Source organism: Candidatus Poribacteria bacterium (genome assembly GCA_021162805.1).
In the GTDB taxonomy this organism is placed as follows: domain Bacteria; phylum Poribacteria; class WGA-4E; order B28-G17; family B28-G17; genus JAGGXZ01.
Window position 1 is genome coordinate 1 of the sequence record JAGGXZ010000014.1, and the last position, 18426, is coordinate 18426.

18 protein-coding genes are annotated in these 18426 nt (G+C 54.4%); 14 read left to right on the plus strand and 4 right to left on the minus strand.

The genetic code is table 11. From position 1 onward, the window contains the following. Window positions 1–132: 132 nt before the first annotated feature. Window positions 133–414, plus strand: a complete 282-nt coding sequence (locus J7M22_00985; GenBank protein ID MCD6505174.1) for a 30S ribosomal protein S20 — start codon at window positions 133–135, stop codon at window positions 412–414. Between the two features lie 16 nt (window positions 415–430). On the opposite strand, the gene mtaB is transcribed toward J7M22_00985, so the two are convergent. The 4 genes from mtaB to J7M22_01005 all read right to left on the minus strand — a co-directional run bounded on the left by mtaB (window position 431) and on the right by J7M22_01005 (window position 4486). Beyond that, window positions 431–1726 (minus strand): tRNA (N(6)-L-threonylcarbamoyladenosine(37)-C(2))-methylthiotransferase MtaB, encoded by a 1296-nt coding sequence (gene mtaB, locus J7M22_00990; GenBank protein MCD6505175.1) that lies wholly within the window; start codon window positions 1724–1726, stop codon window positions 431–433. Further along, window positions 1723–2448, minus strand: a complete 726-nt coding sequence (locus tag J7M22_00995) for a 16S rRNA (uracil(1498)-N(3))-methyltransferase (protein ID MCD6505176.1) — start codon at window positions 2446–2448, stop codon at window positions 1723–1725. The genes mtaB and J7M22_00995 overlap by 4 nt, the downstream gene beginning before the upstream one ends. Window positions 2449–2459: 11 nt before the next feature. Continuing rightward, window positions 2460–3602: a hypothetical protein gene (locus J7M22_01000; protein ID MCD6505177.1), complete on the minus strand. Its 1143-nt coding sequence runs from the start codon at window positions 3600–3602 to the stop codon at window positions 2460–2462. A 113-nt stretch (window positions 3603–3715) separates the two neighbouring features. Further along, a complete protein-coding gene (locus J7M22_01005; protein ID MCD6505178.1) occupies window positions 3716–4486 on the minus strand; it encodes a sugar phosphate isomerase/epimerase in 771 nt (256 codons plus the stop codon). Window positions 4487–4854: 368 nt separating this feature from the next. Between J7M22_01005 and J7M22_01010 the strand changes: the two genes are divergently transcribed. From J7M22_01010 to J7M22_01070, 13 genes are all read left to right on the plus strand, one after another. Next, on the plus strand, window positions 4855–5655 hold the full coding sequence (locus J7M22_01010) for a LamG domain-containing protein (protein MCD6505179.1): 801 nt from the start codon (window positions 4855–4857) through the stop codon (window positions 5653–5655). Window positions 5656–5670: 15 nt separating this feature from the next. Then, window positions 5671–6447: a LamG domain-containing protein gene (locus J7M22_01015; protein ID MCD6505180.1), complete on the plus strand. Its 777-nt coding sequence runs from the start codon at window positions 5671–5673 to the stop codon at window positions 6445–6447. 80 nt (window positions 6448–6527) lie between these two features. Beyond that, window positions 6528–7292 carry a molybdate ABC transporter substrate-binding protein gene (modA, locus tag J7M22_01020; protein MCD6505181.1) on the plus strand — a complete coding sequence of 255 codons (765 nt, stop codon included), beginning with the start codon at window positions 6528–6530 and terminating at the stop codon, window positions 7290–7292. After that, window positions 7270–8028, plus strand: coding sequence for a molybdate ABC transporter substrate-binding protein (gene modA / locus J7M22_01025; GenBank protein ID MCD6505182.1), 759 nt, complete (start codon window positions 7270–7272; stop codon window positions 8026–8028). Before modA (J7M22_01020) ends, modA (J7M22_01025) begins: the two co-directional genes overlap by 23 nt. Before the next feature lie 22 nt (window positions 8029–8050). After that, window positions 8051–8848 (plus strand): ABC transporter permease, encoded by a 798-nt coding sequence (locus J7M22_01030; GenBank protein MCD6505183.1) that lies wholly within the window; start codon window positions 8051–8053, stop codon window positions 8846–8848. After that, window positions 8845–9885: an ABC transporter ATP-binding protein gene (locus J7M22_01035; protein ID MCD6505184.1), complete on the plus strand. Its 1041-nt coding sequence runs from the start codon at window positions 8845–8847 to the stop codon at window positions 9883–9885. The genes J7M22_01030 and J7M22_01035 overlap by 4 nt, the downstream gene beginning before the upstream one ends. A 126-nt stretch (window positions 9886–10011) precedes the next feature. Beyond that, a complete protein-coding gene (locus J7M22_01040) occupies window positions 10012–13644 on the plus strand; it encodes a DUF4091 domain-containing protein (GenBank protein ID MCD6505185.1) in 3633 nt (1210 codons plus the stop codon). A 143-nt stretch (window positions 13645–13787) separates the two neighbouring features. Further along, a complete protein-coding gene (locus tag J7M22_01045; protein MCD6505186.1) occupies window positions 13788–14564 on the plus strand; it encodes a LamG domain-containing protein in 777 nt (258 codons plus the stop codon). 121 nt (window positions 14565–14685) lie between these two features. Beyond that, entirely contained in the window at window positions 14686–14862 is a 177-nt protein-coding gene (locus J7M22_01050; GenBank protein MCD6505187.1) for a hypothetical protein, read from the plus strand. A gap of 154 nt (window positions 14863–15016) precedes the next feature. After that, window positions 15017–15781 (plus strand): TIM barrel protein, encoded by a 765-nt coding sequence (locus tag J7M22_01055; protein ID MCD6505188.1) that lies wholly within the window; start codon window positions 15017–15019, stop codon window positions 15779–15781. A gap of 72 nt (window positions 15782–15853) precedes the next feature. Then, window positions 15854–16468: an HD domain-containing protein gene (locus J7M22_01060; GenBank protein ID MCD6505189.1), complete on the plus strand. Its 615-nt coding sequence runs from the start codon at window positions 15854–15856 to the stop codon at window positions 16466–16468. Continuing rightward, entirely contained in the window at window positions 16461–17006 is a 546-nt protein-coding gene (gene pyrR, locus J7M22_01065; GenBank protein MCD6505190.1) for a bifunctional pyr operon transcriptional regulator/uracil phosphoribosyltransferase PyrR, read from the plus strand. The genes J7M22_01060 and pyrR overlap by 8 nt, the downstream gene beginning before the upstream one ends. 33 nt (window positions 17007–17039) lie before the next feature. Next, window positions 17040–18380: a dihydroorotase gene (locus tag J7M22_01070; GenBank protein ID MCD6505191.1), complete on the plus strand. Its 1341-nt coding sequence runs from the start codon at window positions 17040–17042 to the stop codon at window positions 18378–18380. Window positions 18381–18426: the final 46 nt, after the last annotated feature.

The following is an 18426-nucleotide window of genomic DNA, read 5'->3' on the forward strand; positions in this document are numbered from 1 at the left end:
CACAATTGGTAGGCTTCGGCTCATAGAGCGGCCGGGAGCCTTGGTCTATCTGCCGCAATGGGATAGAAAGGAGGGGGTTCCTCAACCGGCAGATAGGTCAGTTTGACACAGTTTGAGGAACCAGGTTGGATTATGCCTAATAAAAGATCCGCATATAAGCATCTGCGTGCCGATCCCAGGAAACGGCTCAGAAACAGAATGATAAAGTCGGCGACCAGAACCGCCATCAAGAAAGCCGAACAGGCGATCGTCTCCGGAGACCTTGAGGCGGCGATGACGGCTTTTAGAGAGGCCGTTAGCAAATTGGATAAAGCCGCCGGGAAAGGTGTTATCAAAAAGGGAACCGCCGACAGGAAGAAATCGAGATTAGCACGAAAACTGAACAAGCTTATCGCCCAATCGCAGGCCGCATGATTGAGGGGTGCAAAGGTTAACCTTTGTCCCCCTCAATTTCCCCTATCACCTTCCCTTCCTTGTGATCCTTTATTAAAACCTCCACCATCTGTCCTTTCATCCCGGAAGGGGCCTTTATAATCGCCCTGACGTAGTTTCCGGTGAATCCCGATAGCATCCCCGCTCCATTCTCCTCTTCAAGGAGCACCTTCTGCCGCTTTCCCACGAGTGTTTCAGCAAATTGACACATTAACTTCCCGCTTAAAGCTATCATCTCCTCGCTTCTTCTTTTAATCACGCTTGGCGGAACTTTATCGGGCATCTTAGCGGCTAATGTGCCCTGACGAGGTGAAAATCTGAAAACATGTATGCGGCTGAAGCCCATCTCCTCGATGAATTCATAGCTCGTCCTGAAATCCTCCTCGCTCTCTCCTGGAAACCCCACGATGACATCTGTGGTTATTCCGATATCCGGCATCGCCGCCCTGGCTTTCCGGACGATCTCCGCGAATTGCTCAGCGGTGTAGCCGCGCCTCATAAGTTTCAGGATCCTATCGCTTCCGCTTTGAAGAGATATGTGGAGATGATGGGCGAATTTCGGATCGGAGCTCATAAGCTGTATCAGATCGTCAGTTACATCCATCGGCTTAAGAGAGCTCAACCTTATTCTCTCCACCCCATTTATCCCCTTTATCTCCCTGAGCAAATCGACGAGAGAAGGTTTACCACCCCAATCTTTACCATATGCGCCGAGATGAATTCCCGCCACGACGATTTCCCTGTGGCCAGCTCGAACCAGCCTCTCCACCTCGGTTACGGTTTCGTCGATGGGACGACTTCTCACGGGTCCTCGGACGAAAGGGATGATACAGTAGGCGCAGAAGGAATCGCACCCATCTTCCACCTTCACCATCGCTCTCGTCTGCCCGTCAAAGCGTCCAACTTGAAGCTTTCTCTCACACGGCAGATCTATCTCAATGCCGAGTGCCGCTGCGATTCTCTCCGCTATCCTTCCCTTCTCACGATTCCTTAAAACCAGTCCGACACCTTTGATCGACTCGATCTCCCTCATCGCCCTTTCAGCATAGCATCCCGTTACGACGATAAGGGCTTCCGGGTGGAGTCGATGTATGTGTCGGATGAGCTTCCTGGCCTTTCTATCGCTTATCCCTGTCACCGTGCATGTGTTGACGATATAGACGTCAGCCTTTTCACCTTCGGGGACGATCTGAAATCCCGCCCTCTTCATGATCTCCCGCATGGCTTGAGTCTCATATTGATTGACCTTACAGCCGAACGTGTAAAATACCACCTTCCCCTTCAATTCGATCACCCCAGTTGCCCCAACTCATACTGGATGATGCTCAAAGAAGCTAGAGCGGCTGTCTCCGTTCGAAGTATAAGCTCTCCGAGCGAAACCGATTGAAATCCGGCGTTAACGGCGGATTGAACCTCCGTTTCCTCAAATCCTCCCTCCGGGCCGATAAGTATCGCGACCGACTCAGGAGATATCTCCTTCAGTGCATCCCTCAAGCGTCTTTTCCGCTCGCCCTCCCAAAGCATCAGTTTCAGATCGGCCTTCACCTCACTGAGAACATCATCCAAGAACCTCGGTCGATCGATCTTCGGGAAGAAGGCTCTGCCGCATTGTTTGCATGCTTCCACCGCTATTCTGTTCCACCTGCGGATCCTGCTGGGGAGCTTATCATTGTCGATTCGCGGTATCGACCTCCTACATAGGAGAGGCGTTATGGAGCAGACGCCCAGTTCGGTGGCCTTTTGTATGATCAGATCCAGCTTTTCCCCTTTAGGCAACCCCTGATACAAATCCACCTTTTTTATCGAGGGCTGCCTGTATTCGCGCAGGATTTTAATGATCGCCTCATCCCGTCGAATGGTTGATATCACACCTTCGTATACACCCCCTGTTCCATCCAACAGCTTGATCTTATCTCCGGCCCGAAGTCTTAACACGTCAATATGGTGTTTCTCCTCGCCGTCGACACGCGCGATCCCATCTCCGATCTGATCAGGTGGGACATAGAGGTTGTGCATCTTCCGAGCGTCTATTCCCCCTTCATGCTCAATCGTTTCAACTTTTCAAAAGCGTTGGCCACATCGAATTCCACAAAGGCGTGATTATAGGCCGGTGAGGCATCTACCCCGGCATTGGCGAACCACATCATCAGGTCGGTCACATCGAAGTGTACAGCGTGCAGATTGCCGGTTCCCGCTCCCCTCATCACATCGTAGATTCCGACGTTCCGGTTGATCTTCCCCCATTTGGGTTTCAGGATCTCGTAGATTTTCTCGTTCCACTTGCTATCTGCACCCATCGAGAAATAGACCACATCTTCGAGCTGTCTATTTGGGAGACTGTGGGGATCGAAGACGTAGCAGAAATTCTTACACGTCATAAGTGCCGCCGCGGCGGGTATCTTGCCGTCGCCGATACAGTATAGATAGCTGCTGGTTCGATGGGCGTTACGGATGATCTGAATTCCTTCCTTCAGCGAATCAGCCTCCTCAAGCAGCCTTCTGGCCAGGAATATGAAGGGCTCGCCTCTCAGGGTCTCCTTCTCGTTACCGTAGTTATCACCTATCTCGCTCAGGGCGATTCTCTTCTCATTGATTCCCGTCACCACCCCGATAAATCCCACCCATCCCACGGAGAGAAAGCTGTTTTTACCCTCAGGCCTATATATGATGATCGCCGGATGGTCCTGTATATGGGCCTCTGTGGCATAGTCTAGCGCTCGAATCTGGTGGAGGTGTCCGTTTGTAGTCGCCTTTCTCCAGGCAGCGAAGAAGGTACAGTGATATTCTGAAAGCGCCGGTATCGAATGAACTCGCTGGATCGTCTTCAGATCGACCCCGCTCCCCTCGGCGAGTCCCCTCATCTCTTCTTTTATCCTATCGGAGATATAAGGGGACATCATATCCCAGACCTCATCCAGCTTTTCAGGCGGCACACCTGCTGCTGCGCTCATGCTCGAGGCGAACTTCCCGTAGAGGTCCTTGATCTCCGCCGAACACAGCTTGCCGTGCGCGTATCCCATCTGATATGGTGTTCCCCAAAGATATATCACGCTCACCGCTTGTCCGCCGTCCGACGGTGAGATCTTCTCGACATATCCGTTGACCTCCGCCGATGAAACCCTCGATATCAGAAGAACAAAGGCCAATATAACGATCACTCTAAATTTCATCTCCTGCCTCCTATGATAGTAAGGAACGAGGAACCAGGAGGGAAGGGAATCCGTTGCGTGTTCAACGTTGTGACGCCTTTCGTTCCTGGTTCCCCGCCCCTCGTTCCTTCGCTCTACCTTAACCCCATTTCCCTCAGATTTCTGTAGCTTATGGCCAGCGACTCAAACGGATCGCGCTCGTAGCAGTTATCCTGTTCGACCAGGTACCATTCAACCCCGCCCTCTTCGGCGGCTTGGAGTATCGCCGGCCAGTTGAGATTTCCCTCGCCTATCTCAGCGAACCGCTGCTGGCGATCGGGGGTGACGATCATATCCTTCAGGTGCAGCAGAGGCTCACGACCGGCGCATTTTCGGATCCATTCGGCGGGATCTCCTCCGCCGGCCTGGATCCAATATGTGTCGATCTCGGCCTTCAGATATCTGGGATCGGCCTGCTCGTAGAGCCTCTCAAGCCATGTTTTCCCCTCGTATTTCGCGAGCTCGTGATTGTGGTTGTGATATGAGAAATCCATGCCTTCCTGCAGGAGCCTCTCGGCTATGGGTGTAAGTTCATCGACGAATCTTTTGATCCCGTCGATGCTGTAATATTCCTTAGGCAGACCGCCTATGGCCACATGGACACACTTCCAGAGCTTATGTTCCTCTATGACGGCGTCCAGATCGTTGAGAAGTCGGTTCCACCCGACGTGTGTAGCAGCGACGGTTAAACCGGCGTCCTCCATCATCTTGGCCACATCTTTCGGATCTATCGGTCCTATGCCTGAGATCTGAACCGCCGTGTAGCCTATATCGGCGATCTTCTTAAGCGTCGCGGCCAGATCAGAGGCGGTCTTGGTGAACTGCCTGACCGTGTAAAGCTGAGCACCTAAAACCGGTTTTGACATTTTCTACCTCCCTCTTTTAAACCGTGTCGCTCATATTATCGCTGAGTGTAGCGAAGATTTTTAAAGCTACCGTCCGCCGCTTATAGGTCATTTATTGTCATTTGTCGTCATTTGTAGTCATTAATGACGGCGAAGCCGAATGACTTAATGACTACAAATGACGGTTGAGCTGTGGACGGCGGACAATTAGCCATAGATAGTACGAGCGAAAAATCTTTCGCCCATACTCAAGGGAAATTAAGAGCGAACCGTGTTGATATTTTATCATACCTGATGATAAGGCGCAATAAATCCATCCCTTGACTTTGAAGAGACCATGTGCTAGATTCTTAGAGGAAATCCGAAGATGAGAGGAGGTCGAGGGGACTGTGAAAGCCTTAACTTGTATCTCCATCCTCGCATTCGTGCCCCTTGTTTTTATTACCTGTGGAATTGTATGGGCTCAGATGGTTACGGATGGATTGGTGGCCTACTGGCCGTTGGATAAGGACACGGTAGAGGGGAAAACGGTTAAGGATGTTATCGGCGGAAACGACGGAACCATAGTGGGCGATCCCAAGATCGTGCCGGGGAAGGTCAATGATGCGATGGAGTTCGACGGGGATGACGGAATCGACATACAGGGCACCGACGCTTTAAACTTTCAGGGTAAAAACCAGTTCACCGCCGCCGCATGGGTTAACGTCGGAAGCGACGATCCGGTCGTGGGAGTCGTCGCCAAATGCTGCGGTGAGATCGTCGCCCAGAGGGATGCTAACGGGTGGTGCCTGAGATATGACGGCAGAAACGGCGGCCAGGAGATGGAGTTCATCATCCACTCGGCCGCCGGCTGGGAAGGAGATGGAGGATTCGGCGCATCTCTCCCCAAAAAAGGAGAGTGGCACTATCTGGTGGGGATCTTGGACGGCAAAAGCATGAAGTTATATCTCGACGGCGAGCTGGTGAAGGAGGGAAAATTCGCAGGCCCTTCCATAGCCAGCAACGGACCCAAAACCGAAATAGGTCACGCAAGCGACGGAGGATTCGTCGGGCTGATCGATGAGGTCGCCATCTACAACAGGCCGCTCTCCGCCGACGAGATCAAACAGAACTTCAACGCCAAAGGACTCGCCGTGGAGCCTGACGGCAAACTGGCGACTATCTGGGGCGAAATAAAGGGAAAACTATAGGGGGAGGTGTTGGTGATGTCGAAAAGGATAACCGGCATGATGGCCGGAGCTTTGACCGTTCTTCTCTTGATCGCCCCTTGCTATGCCTTCAGGGAGAATATCGTAGGAGCTTGGCTTTTCGACGAGGGATCGGGGAAAACGGTCAAGGATTACTCTGGAAACGGGAATGATGGTGAAATTCAGGGGAATCCCGAGTGGGTCGACGGGAAGTTCGGGAAGGCGCTTCATTTCGACGGCAAGACCTATGTCCTCATTCCGTTCAAGGAGAGCATGAAGGTTCTGAACGAGAGCGATTTCACCATAGCTGCCTGGTTTAAATCGGAAGAGATACCGCCTCCTGAGTGGGTGGAATGCATCTTCCAGCAAGGGGATAAAAACGGTGTAGGTAGATCGTGGCTTTACATCCACCAGGCTTCTGGAGGCGGTATACACTCCTTCCTAGGAGGAAAGGAGATCTCGTCCGATGTGACGGCTGAAGAGGGGAAATGGTATCACGCCGCTGTGGTTGCTAAGGAGAAGGGAAACTCCGATGAGGTCCAGATATTCGTGGACGGCGAGGCACACCTCGATCCAACGGTTGTCAACCTTGAAAGTTCAGAGGGGGACTACTTCATAGGAGCCCATAAAAAACCAGCCGGGTTCTTCATCGGAATTATAGACGAGGTTGTATTGATAAACAAGGCGCTGAGCAAAGATGAGATCAAGGAGCTCATGACGAGCGGGGTGAGAGGTGTGCTGGCGGTTCAGCCGAAGGACAAACTGGCCCTGAGATGGGGGGATATCAAGAGATAGTCAAAGGAGTCAAAGGGAGCGGCCAGCCAGGTTCGATATGGGACCGTTCCCCTTCGACAGCCCGTTGTGGGTGTAAGGTAATGAGAGAAATCGCCGCTTTAATGCTTACCCTTTTCATTTTGTCCTTGCCCGTGCTGCAGGGATGTGGCGGAGAGGAGACGAAAACGCTGAGGCTCTTCTGCGGTGCGGGAATCCGTCCCTCCGTCGATGAGATAATAAAACTTTTCAGGAGCGAGACGGGGATCGAGGTCAAACCCACATACGCCGGAGGAGGCGTGCTCCTTACACAGATACAGCTTAACCGTCAAGGTGATCTCTACATGCCGGGCGATGAAGAGTTCATCTCCCGTGCCGAGGGAAAAGGCCTTATCTCCGAAAAAAAGGATGTCGCCTATTTTGTCCCCGTGATCCTGGTTCAGAAAGGCAATCCCAAGGGGATAAAATCGATCGCTGATCTCGCTAAACCGGACATTAGAGTCGCTATGGGCGATCCGAAGGCCTGCGCGGTCGGCGAAGTCACGGAGAAGATACTGAAAAGGGCCGGTATCGAGGATCAGGTGAAGAGGAACGTGGTCTACACGGGCGTCACCGTTCAAGAGCTGGGAAATGCCGTCAAACTCAAAACGGTGGACGCCGCAATAGTTTGGGACGCCACGGCAAGGTTCTATCCGGATAGCACCGAGGCGATCCGAATACTCGAGGAGCAGAACGTGATTGTACGCATACCGATAGGAATCCTGAGTTTCTCCAAACATAAAAAGGAAGCCGAAAGATTCGTGAATTTCATCACATCTGAGAAGGCAAGGAGGATATTTGAGAGACATGGCTACACTACGAAGCTATAGCCTGCGGCTGATCCCTCTCATCCTGATAGCGGGATTGTCCCTGATAGGCTGCGGCAGGGAGAAGGGCGAACCTCTCATCGTCTATTGTGGCACCTCCTTCAGCAAGCCTATTGAGGAGATCGGCGGGAAGTTCAAGGAGAGGTTCGGCGCGGATATCAAATATAACTTCGCCGGATGCGAGACCATCTTCCCTCAGATCTTGCTAACCCATAAAGGGGATATATGCATCGTGCACGATCCATACGCCGATATGCTGAGGGAAAAGGGCGTGCTGGAGGATGATAGGGTGGTGGGGAAACTGACGCCCGTCCTGATCGTCCCAAAGGGCAACCTAAAGGGGATAAAATCGCTGGAGGACTTAGCCCGGCCGGGGATCAGAGTCGCTCTGGGTGATCCGAGGTTCCAGACATGCGCCCAATACGTCCATCAAAAGCTGAAGGAAAAAGGTATCGAGGAGGCCGTGAAGAAAAACATCGTCTATGAGACCAAAACACATCAGGAGCTCGGCAACGCGATCAAACTGGGAACGGCCGATGTCGCTGTGGTGTGGAACTTCATCGCCGTCCTTAACTCCGACTCATTGGATGGCATATGGATGAAGGAGAAGTTCCCTGAGACGAAGATCCATGTCTGTCTTTTGAACTTCTCCAAAAACAAGGAGCTGGCCAGAAAGTTCCTGGAATTCGCTTCCTCTCAGGAGGGCGTTGGGATCCTCAAGAGGGATGGATACAGATGAGATGATCAAGAGGTCACATCGCATGATTTCTCACAGGCCTCTTTTTCTCCTCACGGCCGGGATGTTGACGTTCTATCTCCTCATTATACTGGCCCTGTTTGTGAGCGATATCCTCTATGTGGATCTGCATACTTTTCTGAATACCCTCCGCTCGAAGGAGATTCAGTTCGCCATAAAGCTGAGCTGTATCTCCTCGTTCACCACCGCCCTTCTCTCCATGTGTGTGGCGATTCCGGCCGGCTATGCCCTTTCGAGATATAGGTTTCCGGGGATGATGCTGGTCGACACCCTGGTGGATGTCCCTATAGTGCTTCCCCCTCTGATCATGGGCGTAAGCCTCCTCGTGTTTTTCCGAACGCCCGTCGGGAGAGCCATAGAGGGATCAGGTCTGCACTTCGTATATACGACGCAGGGGGTCATCCTGGCCCAGTTCGTCGTGGCCTGTTCATTCGCCATTAGAACGATCAAAGCTGCCTTCGACGGGGTGGACAGAAGGCTCGAGGATGTGGCGATGACCCTGGGCTGCAGTAGGCTCATGGCCTTTATCAAGGTGACCCTCCCGCTTGCAAAAAACGGCATCATAGCGGGTGGACTGTTCGCATGGGCGAGGGCGATAGGGGAGTTCGGGCCGATCATCGTCTTCTGCGGCACAACCAGATTCAAGACAGAGGTGATGCCGACAAGCATCTATCTGGAGCTCTCGGTCGGCAGGATCGAGGCTGCGCTTTCAATCGCTATCCTCATGATAATCATCGCCATGACAACCCTGACGCTCGTCAAAAAGCTCGGCGGCGTGGGATACATCTGGGTGGGAAGATGATAGAGATCAGGGATCTCAACGCAAAAGCGGGGGATTTCAGGCTCAGGGATATAAACCTGAGGATCGAGAGGGGCGAGTACTTCGTCTTACTGGGTCCTACGGGGGCCGGTAAGACCTTCCTTATAGAGTGTATCTGCGGCCTGAGACGGGTGGAAAGCGGCAAGATCCTTATAGGAGGACGAGATGTCACGTATCTTGACCCCGCAGCGAGGAATGTCGGATATGTCCCGCAGGATTATGCCCTGTTTCCCACGATGACCGTCTACGATAACATAGCGTTTGGGTTAAAGGTAAAGCGGGCTTCGGATGTCCGAGGGAAGGTCCTGAAAGTGGCGGAGATGCTAAGGATCGAAAGTTTTCTCGACCGATATCCTCAGACGCTGAGCGGCGGCGAGAAACAGAGGGTGGCCCTCGGCAGGGCGATCGTGACAAAGCCGGATGTTCTGCTTATGGATGAGCCTCTCAGCGCCTTGGACCCCGCCACGGGCGAGTTCCTGGCAAGGGAGCTCAGGAGGGTGCAGAGGGAGACGGGGATCACAACGGTTCACGTCTGTCATAACTTCGAGGAGATGCTCATGGTGGCCGATAGGGCAGGGGTGCTCAATAAGGGCGAACTGGTCCAGGTCGGCGGGGCCGATGAGATATTCAGGCGGCCCGAGACCGAGTTCGTCGCCCGGTTCGTCAGAAGCAGAAACGTGTTCGTCGGAAGGGCGGTCTGCCGAAACGGAAAATGCGATGTCAACGTCGGCGATCTGACGATCCGCTGTCCGGGAAAGGCGGAGGGGGAGGTCTGTCTATCCATCAGGCCGGAGGAGATATCCGTATCCGCGGCGAAGCCGGAAGGCGAGAGCGATAACCTCTTCGCTGGGATTATCCGTAGAATCGAAAACAAAGGCGCGTTGACCGAGGTGGAGGTGGACGTGGGTATCAGACTTATCTCATGGACTCTGACCCCGACATTTGCGAGGATGAGATTAAACGTCGGAGACAAGGCATACGTCCGATTTGAGGGAAACTCAGTGAATATAATCCGCTAAACCTCCAATCGCAAGAAGTAAAATGGCGGCTGCAGGTGAGCACGCCGCCTTGGGGAGCAATGTTGAGCCCCGATGAACAAAAAGCCGGGGTTCGGAACCTGATCTGCTAACAAGGAGGTTTTTGAAATGCTTCTGATCTTTATCCTTGCGGCCATGCTTTCAATGCCTTATGAGACGTCGTTTGAGAAGCTTGACTGGAAGCTTTCGGGTGGAGAGGGAAGATGGGAGAGGCTCTCGAAGACGGGCGAACGCTCCCTAAGCGTTAAGGGCGATGGACAAACCTCAAACCGCTGGGAACACAAGCTTGAGCTTGAGCCTTTCTCAACCTACATGCTCTCCTTCTATTCCATGAAGGAGGAGGCATCTGGCGGATGCGTCATCTCCGGCTTCCAGGGCGAGAGGCGCTACATGGAGGAGTTGGTCGTCTCCGGGATAAACAGGGACTTCTCCCCCTCCACCTCCTGGTCGTTCCACCGCTTCATCTTTGTCACACCGAAGAGGCTCGAAAGCTCCAACGTCTACCTCGGCCAGTGGCACATGAAGGGCGAGGTTTACTTCGACGACCTCAAGCTCATCCCGGTGAAGCTCATCCTCCCCGACACAAAGCCCTCGCTCGGGCACGATGAGAGGATTACAGAGGGCAGATACGTCATGTCGAGCAGATACGGCGGCCTTTTCTCGAACTACTCGAGGGCACTTCACGACTTCACCGCCGGGTTCAACACGGACAGGTGGGTCCTCGACAAAGGCAGATACGTGACCTACAGGCACGACACAAAGCCCTATACCCAGACCTCAGCAGAGGTCAGGGTCACGATTTGTTGGTATCGTGAGGGGAGGCTCAGGCTCAAAGCAAGCAGGGACGGCGAAAACTGGCTTGAATTTGCCGAGTTTTCAAACCTGGGCGAGCACAGGGCAAAGCTCCCCTCGTCCCTCTTCCCGAGCGACCGGGTCTTCGTGAAGCTCGAAAGCACAGGCGTGTTGCAGGTCTCAAACTACACCTACGAAGCTGAGCTCTCCGGGGAGGTTCCGGAGATCGAAGGCTCGACGCTCTATCTGCTCGTCGAGAGGGAATCGGAGGAGCTTCCCGTCGAGCTTCTTTCGCTCGGAAGGCCTAAGAGGGGCAAGCTCACGGTGAGACCGAAGGTCGAAAACAGGAGCTCCGAGGAGAAGGAGATCCTGTTCAAGGTTCTGATCACGACGCCCGGAGGGGAGACGGTGGAGAGATCGATGGAGTTTAAGCTCAACCCGGGCTCCCGGGCTATCCCGAAGCTCCAAGCTGTCCTCAAGGAGCCCGGGGAATACGAGGTAACGCTTACGGCAAGCGAGGGCGGTGAGGAGTTCTTCAGGGCGGAGACATCACTCGAGGTTCCAAGCCTTCATGCGAGCAACTACGGGGAGCTTCTCGTGACGGATGACAGGCTTTCGATATGGTGGTGCGGCTCCACCTACAAGGTATCAAGGGACCGCCCCCTCCCCGAGGCGAGGGGGAAGCAGGTCGAGATCTCCGCAGCGGGGAACGAATATGAGCCGTTCCAGGTCGTCTTAAGGCCGAGGGAGGATCTGGAGGTCGAGCTTGAACTCACCCCTCTTGAGTCCGAAAAGGGCCGGATACCGAGGGAGAACATAAGCATAAGGCTCGTCGAATACGTCAGGGTTAAAAGGCCGACGGACTCCTTCGGGTGCGTCGGTGACTGGCCCGACCCGCTCCCGCCATATAGAGGGCATCTTAAGCTCAAAAAGGACAGGAACCAGCCCCTCTGGATAACCGTCAAGGTTCCCAAAGGATGCCCGCCCGGCGACTACACCGGAAAGCTCATCGTAAAGCCGAGGGGAACAGCTCCCGTGGAGGTCCCGATAGGGCTCCACGTCTACGACTTTTCCCTTTCCGACGAGACGCACACGAGGACCGCCTACGGGGTTGGGGTCAACAGACTTTTCCACGGCATAAAGACGGCCGAACAGGAGGCGAAGGTCTTCGAGTTCTACATGCGGACGTTCGCAAGGCACCGGGTCTCGCCCTACTGGCCGGTTCCGTCGCTCGCCCGCCCGAGTTGGGAGATCATCGGCCCGAGGGAGGAGATTGACGTGGGGCCGCTCAGGTTCGTCTGTAACAGGTTCAATGGCGACTTCTTCTTGATCCTCAGTGAGGGGGAGAGGGTCGGCTCGATCGTCTGCTGTCTCACGCAGTTCGAGAGGGAGAGGGGGAGCTGGCCGAACCCCGATTTCATCAAGGAGGTGAGGTTCGTCGTCAAGTCGCCGGAGAGGTGCGTCGTCGAGGTGACGGCGGCCAGAACGTCGTCGAGCCCGGCGCGCAGGGCCTTCGAGGCGACTTACAGGTTCGAGTTCGTCGCCGGGAGGCCGTGGGTCATCGTCAAGTGCTCGACGATCAAAAACACGGACAAGGTGAGGTGGAGGCTCAACGGCTTCTACTACCTCGTCCCGCCGGCGCTTCGAGGCTACAAGGCGGTCAACACGAAGCGCTACGGCGCCTGGCTGTGGCCGGACAAGGGATTGGCCTTCGGCGGCGTGGCCCTGGGCGAGGGGGTCGGCATCAACCTCTGGGACGGGCACGGCGACATTTACCGGTCGGTGGGGAGGTGGCTTGAGCCGGGCGAGGTCTACGAGGACGACGGGCCGCCGGTGGCCATATTCTGCGGGCCCGCCGAGGACGAGTCGTCCCTCAGGACTCTCGCCGAAAGCGTCCTCAAAGAGACGAAAGCGCTCCTCAAAGGTGAGCTCAAGCCCGAAGGCTCGATCTCCTACGAGCACAAGGCGGACATGGGCGTCAAGTTCCACAACCTCGACGCATTCGACGAGGCGATGCGCAAACACCTCGACGACTTCAAGTTCAACGGCTGGAACGCCGCCGGGCTGTTCAGGGCGAGGAGAGTCATCCTGGCCTACAAGGGGGCGACCCCCGAACTCAGGAGGGCTTACGAGAAGGCTTACAGGTTGCTGGAGGAGCACCTGAGTGAGAACGGCTGGCTGGAGGAGGCTTACTTCTACTGGTTCGACGAGCCAAGGGAGGAGGATTACCCGTTCGTCGTCGAGGGGATGGAGTTGCTCAAGAGGCTGGCGCCGGGCGTCAAGAGGTTGCTCACGGAGCAACCAGAGCCGCCGCTCCATGGGCACGTGGACATCTGGGTTCCTGTGCTCTCAGCGTTCGACCCCGAGAGGGCCAAGGAGAGACAGCGGCACGGCGAGGAGGTCTGGTGGTATGTCTGCTGTGGTCCGAGGGCTCCCTACCCCAATAACTTCGTGGACCATCCCGCAATATGCCACCGGATAAGGTTCTGGGCCGCCGAAAAATATGGCGTGCAAGGTTCGCTCTATTGGTCCACGACCTACTGGGCGTCGAGGGGAAAACCCAGAAACCCCTGGGATGACCCTGCTTCCTACAGCCCGTCAGGCACCTTCTGGGGGAACGGCGACGGCTTCCTGCTCTATCCGCCGAGGAGAGGAGAACCACCCAAAGAGCCCGTTCTGGAGCCCCCTGTGGACTCGATAAGATGGGAGCTTATAAGGGAAGGCCTTGAGGACAGGGAATATTTCTTCATCCTGAGAGAGCTCTTGAAGGAGGCCGAGGGGAAGATGAGAGAAGAAGCGCTGGCTGAAGCCAAAGAGGCCCTGAAACTCCCTGACAAGCTGGTGAGATCGCCCACCGATTTTTCAACGGACCCCGAGGAGCTCTTTGAAGCGAGGGACAGGGTCGCAAGGGCGATAGAGAAACTTAGATCGCTCATATTGTCAAGATGAAAAGGAACAAGGAACCAGGAACGGAAAACGTTACAACGTTAAACGTTGAACGTGCAACGGATTTCCCTTCTCCTCGTTCCTCCTTATGGATAACCGCTACACCCAGGGAAATAAGAGCAACTTAGAAAGCAAGGAGGAGAAAGATGAAGAGGGAGATTCTCTGGTGCACCAGTATCCTTTTAGGGATAGCGGCCTTGTCGCTTGCCGCTCCTCCAGAAGATGGGTTGGTCCTGTGGTTCAGCTTCACAAAAGCGCCCACAGGCGATACGGTCGAAGATCTCTCGGGAAACGGCAACGACGGACGGATAAACGGAGAGGTCAAGTGGACCTCCGATGGAAAATACGGCGGAGGAATGGAGTTCGAAAACGGGGGTATCATCGTCCCTAATTCGGACTCTCTGACGTTCAAAGACGCCATCACGATAGCGCTATGGTTGAAAAGCGAGAAAGTCCCCGATGCCTATAGGAGGCTGGTCACCTGTGGATGGGCGCAAAACGGAAGCTATATACTCGGCATAGACAATCATTGGATGAACATGGCCTTCGCCTGGGACATAAAAAACAGCGGGGGGACGAGGTTCGATGCCAACCTGAACGGACTCTGTATTCCGGGCGAGTGGCAGTTCGTGACGGGAACCTATGACGGAGAGAAACTCAGGCTCTACGTCGACGGCGAGCTCAAAAAGGAAAGCGTCGCAAGCGGGAAGATAAACGGCACGTTCGACATAGAGATAGGCTGGGGCGATGCTCCTCCAGGCGCAGGCCCCTTCGTGGGAGTGATGGATGAGGTTAGACTCTACAACAGGGCCCTCTCCGACGATGAGGTCAAGAGATGCATGGAGGAGCCCTCGATTCAAGCTTTAAATCCCTGTGGTAAACTCTCAACCCTTTGGGGCGAGGTCAAAAAGAGCATGAAGTAAAGCGCGAGCGTAATCTATCTATAAACAGGAGGTGATTCAAAAGTGAAATACGGTTTGCTTGTCGTCTTCTTACTCATAGCGGCTTCAGCATGGGCGGGAACGTGGAAAGATAGCTTTAACGATGGTGATCTTAACGGGTGGAATGATGTATAAGATCTTCTGGATAAGCGGTAAGATCGTACCCGATGAGGGAAACTGGCATGTTGAGAATGGCGTTGTCGTCGGCGGAGATGAGAACCCAGCTATAGTTTATAACCTCTTACTTGATGAGGGGAGGAATTGGCTCAAAGGCTGTTAATCCTCAGGATAAACTCCCGATCATATGGGCAAAGCTGAAGGGGGAATAGATGTTCGTAAGGGCTAGGCATTCTTCCTTGAATGTCTGGTTTCTACTTGCACAATCGATATCCGTGTGATAAACTTATCGGGACAGGATTCCCGGGAGGAGTGCGATGCTCAGATTATCGGCATGTATAGAATCGCTTTTCAAAGGGCCTTACGAGGAGAGAATACGACGGGTGGCCTCCGCCGGACTGAAGGCGTTCGAGTTCTGGGGATGGGGAAACAAGGACATAGATGGGATAAGGAGGATCAAGGATGAACTGGGCCTTGAGGTGGCGACCTTCGTATGCGATACCGGAGGCCCGCTCGTCGATCCGGCCAATAGGGAGAAACTGATCGAGGGCGCGAAACGATCGGTGGAGATCGCCCAGAAGCTCGATTGTAAAACCTTGATCGTCACGACCGGAAATGAGATCCAGGGTGTCAGCCGCGGTGAACAGCATGAAAGCATAGTCGAAGGGCTTAAAGCCGTGGCTCCGATCGTTGAGGAAGCCGGCGTGACGCTCGTGCTCGAGCCGCTCAATACCCTCGTGAACCACAAGGGATATTACCTGTGGAGCTCGGCCGAGGGATTTCAGATCGTAGATGAGGTCAACAGCCCAAACGTCAAGCTCCTCTACGATATCTATCATCAGCAGATCATGGAGGGCAACCTGATCGCCACGATCACATCCAACATCGGGAAGATCGGACATTTCCACGTGGCAGATGTCCCCGGAAGACACGAGCCGGGCACCGGAGAGATAAACTACCGCAACGTATTCAAAGCTATAGCCGAAGCCGGATATGACGGGTTCATCGGGCTGGAGTACTGGCCCACCGGAGAGCCGGAGGAAACGCTTAAGGAGGTTATGGAGATTGCATCTTCTTTATGATCTTCCACCTCGAATAGAAGTGACCTCGCCTCCCTTCAGGGGAGGCATTTTTTTTGCCCGGAGGCAGATGGAATGAAGGCCAGAGATCTGATAGAGTTCATCGAGGAGATAGGAAGGCTTAAGCTCATACCTCGGACGGGGTGGAGGTTTCACGGGATCGAAGCCCCTGAGAGCGTGGCCGATCACTCCTATAGGGTGGCTCTTGTATCGATGGTGCTTGGCGATATGCTTCAGAGAAGAGGAGTGAAGCTGGATATGGAGAAACTGCTCAGGATGGCGATACTACACGAGATACCTGAGGCAAAGATAGGCGATGTGCCTTTCCCCGCCTTTCAATACCTTCCGGAGGAGACCAAGGAGAATGCCGAGAAAGAGGCCGTGAGATCAATGACCTCTAAGCTGGGGGAGCTGGGCGAGAGATACACGAAGCTTTGGACCGAGTTTGAGGAAAGGGGATCGCTTGAGGCGAAAGTCGTTCGTGCCGCCGATAAGCTGGAGCTGATGATACAGGTGTATGAATACGAGAAGATCGGATACAGAAACCTGGATAGGTTCTGGGTCAATCCGTGGAACAGACGGGATTTCGACGTCCATCCGATCGTGAATGAGCTTATGAAAGCCCTTGAGAGCAAACGCGGGGAGATCTTCAAACTCGAAAGGGAAAGGGGGAAAGATAGGGATGCGTGAGAAGGCTGAGGTGATGAACGGTGAGGAGATGAAACGAGCGCTTATGAGAATCGCCAACGAGATACTGGAGCGGAACAAAGGATGTGAGAATCTCGTCCTGGTCGGCATAAAAAGCCGAGGCGACGATCTGGCACGCAGGATAGCGGAGAACATTCGGAAACTGGAAGGGGTTAAACCGCCCGTCGGTGCCGTCGACGTGACCCTCTACAGGGACGATATAGATCTGTTCGAGCGGAAGATCATAATCAACAGAACGGATATACCGTTCGAGATAGACGACAGAAACGTGATTTTGGTGGATGAGGTTCTCTACACCGGAAGGACAGTTCGCGCGGCGATGGACGCCCTGATGGACTTCGGGAGACCCGCCTCCATACAGCTTGCGGTGCTTATAGACAGAGGACACAGGGAGCTGCCCATAGCTGCCGATTACATCGGCAAGTTCGTCCCAACATCACGTAGGGAGATCATCAGGGTACAACTGGTTGAGACGGACGGTGTCGATAGGGTGCTTATATGTGAGGAAGAGGAGGAGTGAGGCTTGAGCAAACTTCTCCTTAAGGGCGGCAGGTTGATAGATCCTGAAAGAAGGAAGGAGGAGATCGGCGATCTGCTCATCGTCGACGGAAAGATCGAGCAGGTCGGGGGGAGTATCTCCCCTTCAGACGCCAGCGTGATCGATATCTCCGGGTTGATCGTCGCTCCCGGCTTTATAGACATGCACGTCCATCTTCGACAGCCGGGCCAGGAACATAAAGAGACCATAGCCACCGGAACGACAGCCGCCATGCGCGGGGGATTCACCACAGTCCTGGCCATGGCGAACACCTCTCCACCGATCGATTCACCGAGGATCATGAGAGAGGTGGTGGAGATCATAAGGCGCGACGCTCTCGTCAACGTGCTGCAGATGGGAACGATCACGGTGGGAATGCGGGGTAAGAGAAACGTCGATTTCGAGGCGATGATCGAAGCAGGTGCGGCCGGGTTCTCGGAGGACGGGAAGTCGGTCATGAACTCAAGACTGATGCTCGAAGCTCTCAGGGCGAGCAGTGAAATGGAATTCTTGATATCGGACCACTGCGAAGATGGGAATTTGTCCAAAGGCGGCCTGGTAAACGAGGGAGAGGTCGCTCGTAGGCTCGGCGTGCGAGGCATATCGCACCTTGCCGAGGAGGTGATCCTGGCGCGCGATCTGATGCTGGCGGAGGAGACGAAGGGGCGTCTCCACGTGGCGCACGTCAGCACCAAACGCTCGGTCGAGATGATAAGGGAGGCAAAGGCGAGAGGGATCAACGTGACCGCTGAGGTTACACCGCATCATCTGACGCTCACCCAGAAAGCCGTCCTTGAGATGGGCGCTGATGCCAAGATGAACCCGCCGCTTAGGGATCGGGGGGATGTCGAGGCTTTGATCGAGGGATTGAGGGATGGGACGATAGACGCTATAGCGACCGATCACGCCCCTCATACACCTCAGGAGAAATCCCTGTCCCTCGAGGAGGCCCCTTTCGGCGTGATCGGGCTTGAGACCTGCTTCCCAGTGCTCTACACCGAGCTCGTCCTGAAAGGGAAGCTCGATCTCATGGATCTCATCGCCGCCCTGACGATTAACCCGGCCCGTATTCTCGGCCTTGAGAGGAAAGGAAGGCTGAAGAAGGGGGCCGATGGGGAACTTGTATTGCTTGACCTGAACCGAGAGATGGTCATCGATCCCGAAAATTTCGCCTCCAAGGGACGAAACACCCCGTTCGCCGGGATGAAAGTTAAAGGGGTGCCGATGATGGTGATCATCGGTGATGAAATCCATACGCTCTTATTCCCCTTGAGTGTAGTATCTATGGCCAATTGTCCGCCGTCCACAGCTCAACCGTCATTAGAACGTTTAACGTTCCAACGTTCAACGTTTTAACGTTTTCCCAATCGGCTTCGCCGTCATTAATGACTACAAATGACGA